This is a genomic window from Sphingomonas sp. NPDC019816 (assembly GCF_050274375.1).
Classification (GTDB): Bacteria; Pseudomonadota; Alphaproteobacteria; order Sphingomonadales; family Sphingomonadaceae; genus Sphingomonas.
Window position 1 is genome coordinate 1 of record NZ_JBNNOB010000004.1, and the last position, 13,145, is coordinate 13,145.

The 13,145-nt window shown below is 65.3% G+C and carries 12 protein-coding genes; 3 read left to right on the top strand and 9 right to left on the bottom strand.

The features are described from left to right. Positions 1 to 217, top strand: a 217-nt coding sequence (locus tag ACQKJZ_RS01175) for a type ISP restriction/modification enzyme (protein ID WP_427729706.1), incomplete at its 5' end; no start/stop codon positions are given. An 11-nt stretch (positions 218 to 228) separates the two neighbouring features. Beyond that, the gene (locus ACQKJZ_RS01180) at positions 229 to 954 is read left to right on the top strand and encodes a type ISP restriction/modification enzyme (RefSeq protein WP_427729707.1); all 726 of its coding nucleotides are present in this window, start codon (positions 229 to 231) and stop codon (positions 952 to 954) included. Positions 955 to 1,503: 549 nt separating this feature from the next. Here ACQKJZ_RS01180 and ACQKJZ_RS01185 read toward each other — a convergent pair. The 6 genes from ACQKJZ_RS01185 to ACQKJZ_RS01210 all read right to left on the bottom strand — a co-directional run bounded on the left by ACQKJZ_RS01185 (position 1,504) and on the right by ACQKJZ_RS01210 (position 7,326). After that, positions 1,504 to 1,821: an HPF/RaiA family ribosome-associated protein gene (locus ACQKJZ_RS01185; protein ID WP_312488907.1), complete on the bottom strand. Its 318-nt coding sequence runs from the start codon at positions 1,819 to 1,821 to the stop codon at positions 1,504 to 1,506. After that, positions 1,821 to 2,027: a hypothetical protein gene (locus tag ACQKJZ_RS01190; protein ID WP_312488909.1), complete on the bottom strand. Its 207-nt coding sequence runs from the start codon at positions 2,025 to 2,027 to the stop codon at positions 1,821 to 1,823. Before ACQKJZ_RS01190 ends, ACQKJZ_RS01185 begins: the two co-directional genes overlap by 1 nt. Positions 2,028 to 2,181: 154 nt before the next feature. Next, on the bottom strand, positions 2,182 to 3,612 hold the full coding sequence (locus ACQKJZ_RS01195) for a PQQ-binding-like beta-propeller repeat protein (RefSeq protein WP_427729708.1): 1,431 nt from the start codon (positions 3,610 to 3,612) through the stop codon (positions 2,182 to 2,184). A 311-nt stretch (positions 3,613 to 3,923) separates the two neighbouring features. After that, the gene (locus tag ACQKJZ_RS01200; protein ID WP_427729709.1) at positions 3,924 to 4,235 is read right to left on the bottom strand and encodes a hypothetical protein; all 312 of its coding nucleotides are present in this window, start codon (positions 4,233 to 4,235) and stop codon (positions 3,924 to 3,926) included. After that, on the bottom strand, positions 4,232 to 6,679 hold the full coding sequence (ctaD, locus tag ACQKJZ_RS01205) for a cytochrome c oxidase subunit I (RefSeq protein WP_427729710.1): 2,448 nt from the start codon (positions 6,677 to 6,679) through the stop codon (positions 4,232 to 4,234). The genes ACQKJZ_RS01200 and ctaD overlap by 4 nt, the downstream gene beginning before the upstream one ends. Beyond that, positions 6,676 to 7,326, bottom strand: coding sequence for a cytochrome c oxidase subunit II (locus ACQKJZ_RS01210; RefSeq protein WP_427729711.1), 651 nt, complete (start codon positions 7,324 to 7,326; stop codon positions 6,676 to 6,678). Before ACQKJZ_RS01210 ends, ctaD begins: the two co-directional genes overlap by 4 nt. Positions 7,327 to 7,365: 39 nt before the next feature. Between ACQKJZ_RS01210 and ACQKJZ_RS01215 the strand changes: the two genes are divergently transcribed. Next, a complete protein-coding gene (locus tag ACQKJZ_RS01215) occupies positions 7,366 to 7,890 on the top strand; it encodes a DUF2231 domain-containing protein (RefSeq protein WP_312490009.1) in 525 nt (174 codons plus the stop codon). Here the strand turns inward: ACQKJZ_RS01215 and ACQKJZ_RS01220 are convergent. The 3 genes from ACQKJZ_RS01220 to ACQKJZ_RS01230 all read right to left on the bottom strand — a co-directional run bounded on the left by ACQKJZ_RS01220 (position 7,860) and on the right by ACQKJZ_RS01230 (position 12,792). Then, a complete protein-coding gene (locus tag ACQKJZ_RS01220; protein WP_427729712.1) occupies positions 7,860 to 8,351 on the bottom strand; it encodes a CopD family protein in 492 nt (163 codons plus the stop codon). The two genes, ACQKJZ_RS01215 and ACQKJZ_RS01220, sit on opposite strands and share 31 nt — an antisense overlap. Then, positions 8,348 to 9,058 carry a cytochrome c oxidase assembly protein gene (locus ACQKJZ_RS01225; protein ID WP_427729713.1) on the bottom strand — a complete coding sequence of 237 codons (711 nt, stop codon included), beginning with the start codon at positions 9,056 to 9,058 and terminating at the stop codon, positions 8,348 to 8,350. The genes ACQKJZ_RS01220 and ACQKJZ_RS01225 overlap by 4 nt, the downstream gene beginning before the upstream one ends. Positions 9,059 to 9,531: 473 nt before the next feature. Then, the gene (locus tag ACQKJZ_RS01230) at positions 9,532 to 12,792 is read right to left on the bottom strand and encodes a TonB-dependent receptor (protein ID WP_427729714.1); all 3,261 of its coding nucleotides are present in this window, start codon (positions 12,790 to 12,792) and stop codon (positions 9,532 to 9,534) included. Positions 12,793 to 13,145 lie beyond the last annotated feature (353 nt).

Here is a 13,145-nt window from a genome sequence, read left to right on the forward strand (position 1 = left end):
GGCGGGCGAGCGAGCGAGCGAGCGAGCGAGCGAGAATTTTCCTCGGCTGACCGAGTGTCAAGAGAAAAATTTGGTGATCTGCGTGTCGGGCGGGGGACAGAAGGTTCCCTTTACCGCACTGATGACCAACGCCCTGCCCAGCCTGCACATGGCGGACATCGACGGCAGTCAGTGCTTTCCGATGTTTCTCTACGACACCGTGGAGGAGATGGCATGAAGGCGGGAGCTATGGGCGACCTGTTCGCTGAAGACGCCGCGCCAAAGGCCCCGATCGTGACCCGCCGAGAAGCGATTACGGATGCCGGGCTCGCCCATTTCCAGTCGGCCTATCCTGGCGAGGCGATCAGCAAGCGCGACCTGTTCTATTATATCTACGGCCTGCTCCACTCGGAGGACTATCGCGCCCGCTTCGCCGACAATCTCGCGAAGGAATTGCCGCGTATCCCCCGGGTCCGGTCCGCAGGCAGTTTCTGGGCCTTCTCCAACGCCGGACGCGCCTTGGCAGGATATCACGTCAATTACGAGCAGGTCGATCCGTACCCAGTCGTCTTCACGCGCGGCGACACATCGCTCGTCCCGCCGCCCGACCCGGAAAGCTTTTATCGCGTCGAGCAGATGCGGTTCGCGGGCAAGCGACCGAACCTCGATAAAACGTCTCTGATCTACAATGCCAACATCACCATCGCTGGCATTCCGCTCGACGCCTACGACTATGTGGTCAACGGTAAGTCCGCGCTGGAATGGGTGATGGAGCGTCAGTGTGTAAAGGTCGACAAGGCCAGCGGCATTATCAACGACGCGAACCGCTACGCGATCGAGACAGTCGGCGACCCGGCCTATCCGCTGCTGCTGTTCCAGCGCATAATCACTGTGAGCTTGGAGACGATGAAGATAGTCCGCGCCCTTCCGGCTCTCGACATACTACCGACCAACCCGGGCGAAAGCACCCCATAGGACCTGTGTATTATCGCTTGACGGCTTGCCCATGCCAGGTTGAAATGACGCCGCACGCGGGTACAGGCCGTGTGTACAAACCGATGGGCAAGCGACCCACGAAAACTGCGGAAATACGTGCTTTTTACGCTGGAATAACGCCTCCCGTAGGGGTCACCAGCTTTTTCAAGCTGCAGGAAACATTGGGTTTTCCTAGTTGGCCTGTGTACGCACGGCTTTAGCGGTTTGGGGTATCCTGAAATCCGATCGTCGAAAAGGCTTGCGATAACGCCGCACGCGCCGGCGCGAGGACCGCGTTCGACGCTAAGTTTTTTGGTTGGCGGCATGCTGCACGGGTTCGGATGCGCAAGGTCGTGGCTGGCCGCCCGCATAGCGGCACATCGTCGAACACATCTTGGCAAACCAGCGAAATTGAGGGTCGTCTCGATGGGTTGACCCAGCTGGTCACGGCCGTCTGGAATTCTGGATTCGGCATGAACCCCACCGGCTGGCGGGTCCAGCAAACGTCAGCTTAAAAGGGGGGCGCGTTCATCGCGCCCCCACTTTCGTCTATCGTACGGCGTCCTGCTTGCCGAACGCCCGGTCCAACGCGTCTGCGGCCTTGCGGACGACGCCGGCAACCGCGCTGTCGGTCGATCCGGCTTGGTCGGTGACCACGATGGGCTGCCCGCCGGCCGGGCGGGCCTCAAGCTTTGCCTCGATCCCCTGGCTACCGTTGCGGTCGCCATCGACGTCGCGCAGATGCATTTCCACCCGGGTCAGACGTTCGGCAAAGCGGGACAGACGTTCGCGTACCCGCTCCTCGATCGCCTTATTGGTCGCTTCCGAGCCCTCGACCCGGTTATCCGTATTGATCTGTACCAGCATCAGCGCACCTTCCGGCTACGTTCGAGGACGGGTCGATGCCCCTCGGCATCAAAGGCGCCCGATGGCGCCTGATCCTCGAAGGGGGTGGACACGATCCCCTCATGGGCGTGATCGTCATTCTCGGGACGATGCGTCGCCGCATCGCGCTCCGCCTTCAGGTCGACCGCCTTTTCGGTCAATTCAGGTTGCGGCGCATGTTCGCTCATCGTCGAAGCTCCATGATGTCGATCCAGGCGCGGGCCGGTCGGAACCGTCTTGCGCACTGCGTTGAAGAACCTTCGGCGGGGGCTGAATATCCTAACAAAGTATTGCCGTGCGCAGCGGACGGGTGGTGCTGGTCCCGGCATGGGCGGTAGCCCCTCACTCCGGCAAGGCATATACCATCAGCGTGTCGCCGATCTTCGTTTCGAACCGGGCATGGCCTGTGGCGCCGATCGCGACATATTGTCGCCCGCGATGCATATAGGTCATCGCCAAGGACTGACCGCCCGCCGGCAACCTCGCCGACCATAGCAGCCGGCCGCTCGCCGTTTCGAAGGCGCGCAGATAATTGTCCTGCGCGGCGGCGATGAAGGTCACGCCGCTGGCGGTCGTCACCGCGCCGCCCAGGTTGGGGGTACCGATGACCACGCGCAGCAGCGAGGGGATCCCCATCGGCCCGCTGTCGCGCCCGGTGCCGAGCGGGTGCGACCAGAGCAGCCGTCCGCTGCGCATGTCCGTCGCGGCGATATAGCCCCAGGGCGGCGCGATGCACGGGACGCCCAACAGCGACAGCCACATGGGCCGATCGACCCCGTAAGGCGCCCCCTTTTGCGGTGCGACCGCCTGGTCGGGGCGGCGACCGCCATCACCGATCGCGGGATCGCCGACCTCGGCGCGGGGAATAAGCTCCACACGATTGGGCAGGCGGCTGTGGTTGCTGATGATGACGCCGCGCGCGGGGTCGAGCGCGATCCCGCCCCAGTTCATGCCGCCGACGGTGCCGGGGAACAGCAGCGTGCCCAGGCCCTTGTCGGTCGGCGGGGAGTAAATGCCGTCATATCGCATTCGGTGAAACTGGATGCGGCACAGTGCCGCGTCGAGCGGCGTCAGCCCCCAGCTATGCCGCGCATCGATGCGTTCGGGATTGCGGCCGGGCCGTCCCGACAGGTTGGGAAATGCCACCGACTGCGGCTGTACCGGCGACAGTCGGTCGCCCGGCATGCCGTCGGTGGGTACCTTGCGATAGGCGACCGGTGCAACCGGCTGTCCGTTGCGCGCATCGAGGACGAAGATCGATCCGGTCTTCGTCCCCTGAATGACCACGGGGCGCATCACGCCCCCGACCGGCAGGGTCGTCAGCACCGGCTGCGCGCCGAGGTCATAGTCGAAGCGATCCCGCTCCACGGTGCGGAAGGCCCAGCGTGTCGCGCCCGTCGCGAGGTCGACCGCGACCACCGCGCTGCGGAAGCGATCGTCTTCGGGATCGCGATTGCCGCCCCAGTGATCGTTGCCCGCGTTGCCGGTCGCCAGCAGCACCAGCCCGAGGCCCGCATCGCCCGAGATCACGTTCCAGACGTTGGGCGCCCCCTTCGGCCAGCTTTGGCCTGCGCGCAGCGGAGCCTGCGCGTCAGGCCGCTTGGCATCCCAGGCCCAGCGCAGCGCGCCGGTGGTCGCGTCATAGGCCCGGACGACGCCCGACGGGGCATCGCGGCGCTGATTGTCGCTCACCTGTTGGCCGACGACGACCATGTCGCCGATCACCGCCGGACCGGAATTGCTTGACGCATGGCCCGGCTCGCCCAGGTCCATGCCGATGGTCAGGTCGACCGTCCCGTCGCGACCGAAGCCCGCGCAAGGGCGTCCGGTCCGCGCGTCGAGCGCGATCAGCCGGCCGTCCGCGACCGCGACGAAGATCCGCTGCGCGCATGGGGCCGCGCCGTCGACGCCCGCCGCCGGTCATGCTCTGCAACGCCAGAAACACCGAGCGACGGATGCGCGTACCGATCATGCTGACGCCCCCTTGCGGATGATGGGATATGTCGAATGCTGGTCCTACCCGCGCGCCCGGCCCCGCGGCGCCATGGCGTGATGCGCGGCGGGTGCCGGCGCATCGCCTCGCATCAGGTGCAGGCCGGCACGATGGCGATGGGGGCGAAGGTGATGAGCGTCGCCGCGAAGCCGACCCAGCCCAGCGCCGCCGCCGCGCGATCCAGGGCCGTCGCGCGGTACCGCCGCAACCATAGCGCGATCGCCAACGTCGCCGCGAGCGACAGCGCCCAGGCCGCCAGCAGCACCGCCTGATGGACGCTGAATCCGCTGGTGCGAAGCGTATCCCACCCGGCCGCGCAGCCCATCCCGTGCAGCGCATAGATCAGGCAGAAGGCCATGGCCCATCCGGCTAATCCCGCCGAGAGGCGCAGGAGCATGATCATGCGAACCACCCCGGCAATACGAGCAGGATCGCGACCGAGGCGCCGACCCCGGCGGCATGGTCGCTCCACAGCCTTATGATACGCGCCTCCCCGCCCCGCGCCGGCGAATGAAAGCCGTGCCGTGCGCGGGCCAGCAGGAAGGCGTACATGATCGCCGCCAGTCCGGCATGGAAGATCGCATAGGCGGCGAGCATCGCGCTGGTGGCGGCATAGGCGTGGCTCGCAGGGTCGGGCGCGCCGGTCAGCAGCCAGCCCAGCGCGGCGATGATCGTCACCTGTCCGACCAGGCCCCGCATGCCGCGCCCACCGCGCCCGGCATGGAAGGCGACGGCGGCGCCCGCCAGCGCGAGCAGCGGCGCCACCAGCGACGGTGCGATCAGTGCCGGCGGCGGCCAGTTGGGCGCGATCGTCCACAAAAAGGCATAGCCGAACAGCAGCGAGGCGAAGAGCGTCGCGCTGGCGGACAGCGCAAACACGCTGCCCCACCATCCGGTCGTGCGGGTCGCCTCGAAACTGGTGGGCAAGGACAGGCCATCGCCGACCGTCACCTGGCCGACGTCGCGCCGGATGCCGTTGCTCCATGCCCAGCGCCAGCCCTGCCACACCACGCCGAGGATGAAGATCGGCGTGATGATATAGAGGCCGGCCAGCATCGCGAGGAAGAAGCCGCCGAGCATGCCGGCGGTCGCGATCGGCGACCAGCTATTGCCCGGCAGGACCGCGACGTGTTCGGGCGCACCGCTGGTCATGTCGACCGCGATCGTCTCGCGCCATCCGTTGCGGCTTCCCGCCAGCAGCCCGTCGCCCCGCGCCAGCGCCACCCCCAGGTCCGGCGCGTCCGCCAACGGATCGCGCGACGTGACGGTCGGCAGGCTGGCGAAGTTATAATCGGGCGACGGCGTCGGCATCGCCCATTCGAGCGTCGTCGCCCCCCAGGGATTGCGCCGGTGCAGGCGTCCGAGCCAGATCTGCAGCACGACGTCGATCAGGAACAGCGCGAAGCCGAACGCCTGCAGAAAGCCGCCGACCGAGGACAGGAGGTTCAACCAGGTCCAGCCCATCCCCGCCGCATAGGTATCGATCCGGCGCGGCATCCCCAGCAATCCGGTCAGGTGCATCATGAAGAAGGTCAGGTTGAAGCCGATGAAGATCAGCCAGAACGCCGCCTCGCCGATCCGCATCACGCGCTCTCGCCCGGTGATGTGCGGCAACCAGTAATAGGCGGCGGCCAGCATCGGGAACACGAACCCGCCGACCAGCACATAATGCAGGTGCGCGGTGACGAAGGCGGTGTCGTGCGCCTGCGCGTCGAACGGCACCATCGCCAGCATCACCCCGGTCAGCCCGCCGATGACGAACACGATGAAGAAGCCGATGAGGTAGAGCATCGGCAGCCGCAGCTCGGGCCGACCCTGCCACAGGGTGCCCAGCCAGGCGAACACCTGCACCGCCGTCGGCACGGCAACCAGCGCCGATGCGGCCGAGAAGAAGCCCAGCGCCATGTGCGGGATGCCGGTGGTGAACATGTGGTGGACCCACAGCCCGAAGCTGAGGAAGGCGAGCGCCATGATCGCCGCGACGATCGCGCCGTGGCCCAGCAGGCGGGTGCGCGCCATCACCGGCAGGATGGTCGACACCGCCCCGGCGGCGGGCAGGAAGATGATGTAGACCTCCGGGTGGCCGAACAGCCAGAACAGATGCTGCCACAACAAGGGCGATCCGCCGAGTTCGGGCGCGTAGAAGGGCCAGCCGAAGGCGCGTTCGACCTCCAGCAGGATCGAGCCCAGGATGAGCGGCGGAAAGCCGAACACCATCATCCCGGCGGTCGCCAGCAGATACCAGGCGAAGATCGGCATCCGGTCGAGCCCCATGCCGGCCGCGCGGAACTTCAGGATCGTGACCGTGATCTCGATCGCGGCGCACATCGCCGAAATCTCGACGAACGTGATGCCGAGCAGCCAGACGTCGGAATTGATGCCGGGCGTATATGCCTTGCCCGACAAGGGCGGATAAAGGAACCAGCCCGCGTTCGGCGCGACGCCGGCCAGCATCGCCAGGATGATGATCGTGCCCCCGAACAGATAGCACCACCAACCCAGCGCGGTCAGGCGGGGATAGGCCAGATCGCGACTGCCCAGGATCTTGGGCAACAGATAGATGGTCAGCCCCTCGAACATCGGGATGGCGAACAGGAACATCATGATGCTGCCATGCATCGTGAACAGCTGGTTATAGACCTCCGGCCCGACAAAGGCGCTGCGCGGCGTCGCCAGCTGCGCGCGGATCAACATCGCCAGGACGCCACCGATCGCGAAGAAGACGAAGGCGGCGATGATGAACCGCTTGCCCAGATCGCTGTGGTTCACCGAGCGCAGATGCCCGCGCCAGCCCGGCTCGGTGCGCCAGATCGCGGTCAGTTCGCGGTGCAGTTTCAGCGCGTTCATCGGTTCCCCCTCGTGAAGGCGGCCCATCCCGCGGCGTCGTGCGCTATGACGGTCAGGTCGTGGTCCTTGTGTCCGACGCCGCAATATTCGGCGCATTCGCCGCGATAGGTGCCGGGTCTGTCGGCGATCACGCGCAGCCGGTTGGTATGGCCGGGTATCGCGTCCATCTTACCCGCGAGGCGCGGCACCCACAGGCTGTGGATCACGTCGGTCGAGGTGATGACGAGGTCGGCGGGACGGCCGGCGGGGATGTGCAGGACATCCTGCGTACGTATCCCGCCCGGATGCTCCACATCCCACGCATATTGACGTGCGGTCACCCGGACCTCCACCGCCGCCGGATCGGCCGTCGGCAGCGTGCCGATGCCGACCGTCAGCGCGTAGCCGACAAGCGCCAGCAGCACGACACCGGGCATGGCGAGGCCCAACGCGCCGATCCACAACCGGCCCGACGCCTCCCGACGCGTCTCGCCGCGACGGCGGAAGGCCAGCGCCAGCAGCACGAAGACCAGACCGGCGAGGAGCACCGATCCGCCCAGCATCACCCACCACATTGTCGCGACCGATCGCGCATAGGGGCCCGCCGGATCGATCGTCGACAGCGCGCCCGTGCAACCGGATAGCGCGATGAGCGTTGTCGCGCTCATGCCGGCGCGGCCCGCCCCGGTCTGGAGACGTGCAACCCCATGAAGACCGATTTTGCCCGCGAAGACCTGGCCCAAACGCGGCTTGTCGACCCCGTCGAGCAAAAGGAGGCGTTTCACCGCACCGAATCGAAGATCGCGGTCGCCGGCCATCCGATCCACGCGATGCTGGTCGCATTCCCGATCGCCTTGACCACCTGCACGCTGGGTGCGGATCTGCTCTACTGGTGGACCGGCGACAATTTCTGGGCGCGTGCGGGACTGTGGGCGTCGGGCGCGGGGTTCCTGTTCGGCGTGCTGGCGGGCGTCGCCGGCACGGTCGAGCTGCTGCTGGTCCCCGGCATCCGCGCGCGGTCGGCCAGCTGGACGCACTTCATCATCGCCGTGATGCTGCTGTCGATCCTGGGCGCCAATTGGGGCTTTCGCCTGACCGGTTACGAACAGGCGGTGCTGCCCTATGGCCTGCTCCTTTCGCTGTTCGCGGTCGGGTTCACCGGCTTCACCGGGTGGCACGGCGGCAAGTTGGTGTTCGAGTATCAAATCGGTGTCTCTTCAACCGGAAGCTGACGGTTCTGCGGTGCCTTGAGCCAGGCCGGCGCGATGTCGGGAACGACCGGCTTGGCCAGCACCAGCAGCAGGACGATGGTCATCGTCGCGATGCTGCCGACGACCAGCGGCACCGGCGAGGGCGGCGCATATTCGCCGCGCCGTTCGCTCATCAGCACGACGGTATGACCCACCAGCGCATGGAGACAGACCAGCAATCCGACCGCGACCAGCTTGGCGAACATCCACGGCTCGAATACCCCGCGCAGATAGATCAGCACGGTGCCCGCCGCGATCGCGATCACCGCCGCCGGCGTGACGATCATCGTATAGCCGTCATGCGTCAGCAGCCGCAGCCGCGTATAGGTGGTCTGCACCTCGCTGACCGAGTGCTTGGCCAGCAACAGGGGCAGCGCGATCAGGCCGGCGCACCACAGGATCAGCGCGGCGATATGTACCCCCTTGACGATGCTCAGGATCATATCGCCAGCCTCCACCGCCATGATGTCCGCAGGATCGTCGCGCCGACCACGGCATAGGGCACCAGCCCCAGCACCCACATGGCCAGCCCCGCCAGTTGTTGATCGGCGAGCGGCCCGATCCCGAACGGCACGGTGGTCGAAAGGTGGCTCGCATAGAGCGGGCGCGCGGCGAAGGTGAGGATCGCGCCTAGGAACCCCATCTGCGCGGCCCCCGCGCCGATCAGCGCCAGCGCCACCGGCGGATCGGCACGGCGCACCGCCAGCCAATAGGCCCATGCGCTGCCCAGCAGGCTGGCCTGCATCACCCAGTAGAGCGCCTTGTTGGCCAAGGCGGCGTCATAGGCGGCGGGCAGGTGCCAGACCCATAGCAGGACCGTGGCAAGCGCGAAGGCGATGGCCGGTGGCGGCGTGGAACGGGTCGGCACGGCGATCGCCAGGAGAGGCGCCGCGACACCGATCAGCAGCAGATGGTGCAGGGTACGCGCCGAGAACAACGCCACGGACAGCGCGCAAAGCGGTGACAGGAAGGCGATCGCCAGCACGCCGACCGCGATCAGGCCGGCGCGGCGCCGGGGCACGTTCAGTCGCACCATGCCCATCGCGCCGAGTACCAGCACGGCAATGAGGAACACGTCCCCATTCCAGCGTAACGCCCATGTCGCCGCGGTCGGCGGGCTTCCGCAATAGCTGCCTATAAAATCGATCATTGCGCCCCCTTTTCGGTCGCTAACTCCCGCAATGCGCCCGAGGTCCCTTCCCGATCTGCGACAAAATGTTGCTTCACGATTTCGCGTGGAATGACCGGTGGATAGGTCGCACATCGCAATCGGGGCGGATGACATCCCGCCCCTGACGGCGCGATCGAATCTTTGGGATGGGCGGAAACGGAATGGGCAGATCGTCGTGGCAGTGGCGAGATGACACGCTGCCACCCGCACCGCGATCCACAAGCGCCGGCGCCCTCGATATTATCCTAACCGCCGCTTGTTCATCCGGGTAAGCGTGGCGTTGCCCGCGCGCACGGAAATCCACCCCCTAGCCGATCGACCATGACGCGGTGATCGGGGCGACGCGGCGCCGCAACCATAGATCCTCGCGCGATCGGAGCGTCATCGCCTTCGCACGCAAGGCATAAAAAAAGGACGGCATCCGAAGACGCCGTCCCAGGGGGAGGAAGGGATCAGAAGTTGGCGCGCAGGCCGACCACGTAATTGCGGCCCGCATATTGCGCGTTGTACGGACGCGCCTCCTGCTTTTCGTAGCGGGAAAGGGTCACCTGCTGGAGCAGGTTCTGCGCCTGAAGCGTGAGGACGGCCTTTCGATAGAATGGCAGGGGAATGGACAGCTGTGCGTCCAGATAGTTGGTGGCCACCGAATAGCGATCGCCCGGAACATTGTCACAGGGACAGACCGTATTGATGTTCTCGTCACGATGGACATAGGACATGCGGAACTGGAACAGCCGCGATTCATAATAGGCCGAGAGGTTATAGGTCCATGGCGCCAGCCCGGAAAGCAGCGCATTGGGATTGAGCCCCGGCGGAATACTGCCCTTCAGGGACTGCTTGATATGGGTGACGTTCGCGTTGAACCCGGTTCCCCGCAGGATGAAGTCGGTGGGCTGAACCCATTGGAACTCCTGCCCGGCGAGCTTGATGATCAGGTCGGTATTGGCCCGCTGCTCGACATTGATGATATAGCTATAGGGATCGCTGTTGAGGCCGACCGAATTCTGAATGTTGTTGCGCTGCACTTCGGTCAGGCGGGTGAAGTCGAGGCCCGTGCGCGACAGCGGCTGTTGCGTGCGAAGGATATAGGGATAGTTGAAGAGATTCTTCCACCAGGCGTTGAAGGTCAGCACGGTGCGCGACCGGGGATACCATTCGATACCGACATCGAAATTGTCGGCATAGAAGGGCTGAAGCTTGGGATTGCCGCGGGTCAGGGTGCTGCCATCGACGGACACGCCCAAGCCGGGTAGCAGGTCGGAGGGGTTCACGCCGGTCACGGTCCGCGCCGCCGCGCCGCGCAGCACCAGGCTGCGCGTCAGGAAATAGGCCAGGTTCATGCTGGGCAGCCAGTTGTCATAGCTGTTGCTGAAGCTCTGGATACTCGTGCCGGTGCCGCCCAAAAGGATGAAGTCGTTGATGCGACCATTGGCATTCTGATAGGTGCTGGCGTACCGGATACCCATGTTGAACCGCAATTCGCGGCCGAAGATATCCTGCCGCCCGTCAGCCATCAGATAGCCCGACGTCGTATCCTCCTTGAGGTCGCGGCGGGCATAGGAATTAAGGTAATTGGCAGCGGTCTTGCCCGGATCGATGCCCTCGCGGAAATATTCGGTGTCGACCCGGCCGGCGATCTTGTCGAAGTCGGGGACCAGCCAGCCCTTGTTGAAGCCGGCATCGAACGGCGCGCCCTTGAACAGCGTCATCGAGGGAAGCGGGCTGAGGATGCTGGCGATATCGCTGTTGGGGATGGCCTCCAGGATCGACTTCTGCGTGTTGAGGAACGTGCTGCCGCAGGTGCCGCGCAGGAAGCAGCCGCCGGTCAGGCCGCCGCCATAAGCCTCGATCCGGCGGTCGAATATATTCTTCATGAAGCCGGTCGAAAGCTGGAAGGTGTCGGCGCTACCCCCGACCAGGTCGAAACGATAGGCCTGTTGTTCCAGACGCTGGCGCGCCACGCCGATGCTGGCGCTGTTCCAGGAATAGCCGGTGAAGTTCGAGAAATCGACATTGCTCTCGATCGACGGGGTCAGATCGCCGGCGACATATTTGTAGATGCCATATTGGCCGGTCGCGACGGGCGTCAGGTCGATGCCGGTGATGGCGACCTGCGGCCGGCCGGCCGGGCTGAACCCGCCGGGCACGGGTACGCCGTTGGCGGTACCGTTGGGCACGCGGCCGGGGGCCGATTGCAAGGTATATTCGGTCGTCTGATTCAACAGCCGACCGCTGTTGCGCATCCCCGAGGCCGAGAAACGCAGGTTCGGCGCGACGTCCCATTCGACGCCGCCCGACCGGTAGAACAGCTTGGACGGCGTATTGCCCTGCTGTGCCTGGTTGAGGAAATAGGTATTGCCGAACGTACCCGACGTCAGGACGCGATCGTCATTCTGTTCGAAACCGATCGGCACCAGATTGTTGTAGCTGCGCACGACCATCATCAACTGGTTCTGGCGGAACTGGTTCTTGACGTCGCTGAACAGCGTGTCGACGTGGAAGCGCAGTTCCGGGAAGGGACGATATTCGACATTGAACGAACCACCCAGACGGCTGCGGTTGCCGGTCGTCTGTTCGGCGCGCATCAGGCGCGGCACCAGCAAATAGCTGAGATCCTGGCAACTCAGCCCCGAGGTTCCGCCGGGCGCGTTGTTGAGACACGGAACGAGCCGCGATCCGGGCGTGCCCACGTTCAGGGAGGCGGGGATATTGCCCGGCACGGTCGTCGGAATGCCCGCGCCGCCGCCATAGCCACCGGTCGGAATACTGCGGGTGTTGCAACCCGAAATCGTCGCGGTCGGCACGGCGGGACAGAAGGCGTTGACGTTCAGCGTGGTCCAGCCGATCGTGTCGAAACTCTCGCTGCGATAGTCGCGCTGGGCATAGGCGACCGAGCCGAGCACGCCGAATTCGCCGATGCCGGTTTTCCAGGTATTGCTGACGATCAGCGCGCCGCGCGGTGTCGTGGTGCCATTGGCATCCTGATATTGCCCCTGCGCCTGAACGCTGACGTGGAAACCCTTGCGATCGAAGGCGCGCGCCGGTTGCAGGTCCACGACGCCCGCCGTGCCGCCCTCCACGGTGTTGGCCGTGGGCGACTTGCTGAGCGTCAGGCGGCGGAAAATCTCGTTCGGCAGGACGTCGAGCCCGGAGCCCCGCCCCTCATTGCCCGAATAAGCCGAGGTGGTGGTGTTGAAGCCGTTGATGGTGGTGACGGTGAAGCCCGCGCTCAGGCCGCGAACGTTGATCGTCGTGCCCTCACCGCTGCGGTCACGGTCGATCTGGACGCCGGGCAGGCGCTGCAGCGACTCCGCCAGATTGAGATCGGGGAACTTGCCGACATCCTCGGCATAGATGGAGTCGATGAAGTTGGTGGCGTTCTTCTTGGCGTTGGCACTGTCCTCCAGCGAACGGCGATACCCGGTCACGATGACCTCACCGCTCTGGATGGCCTGGGCGCCCGCGCCCTGGACGCCCGCGCCGCCGTCGTCGGCGGCGGTGCCGCCACCCGTCGACTGGCCGGTGACGGACTGGGTCGTGGCATCCGTGGGCGGCGTCGTAGAGCTCCCGCTCTGACCCACCCCCGTCCCGTTCCGATCGGTCGGCACCGGGGCCGCCTGCACACCCGAGGTCGACTGTGATTTACCCGATCGGCCCGCTGCCGCGCGAGGCGCGCGATCCTGGCCGAAGGCCGGCTGCGCGGCGATGACCATGCTGCACCCCAACATCGTGGTAGCCAGCAAATTGGCCCGACGACGCAATTGCCCCCTGCTTGCCCGCATGACACACTCTCCTGATTGATCTGGCCTATTATGCTTAAGCCTGCCTGACCAATCTTGCATGTCATACTGTGTTCATGCAAGCGCAATCTCTTCGCGAGCGACAAGTCACGCAATAGATTTGTCGGGAAGAGACCGACCTGGCTCTACTACAAACGATTTATAGCCCATGGTATTGTGGTGTCGCGTGAGAAAGTCGGCGACACTATTCGCTAATGTCTATTCAGCCCGATCGAGTCGACCGGGCCTGTTCAGCACGTCGTTTTCAATATGACCAATTTGCAATC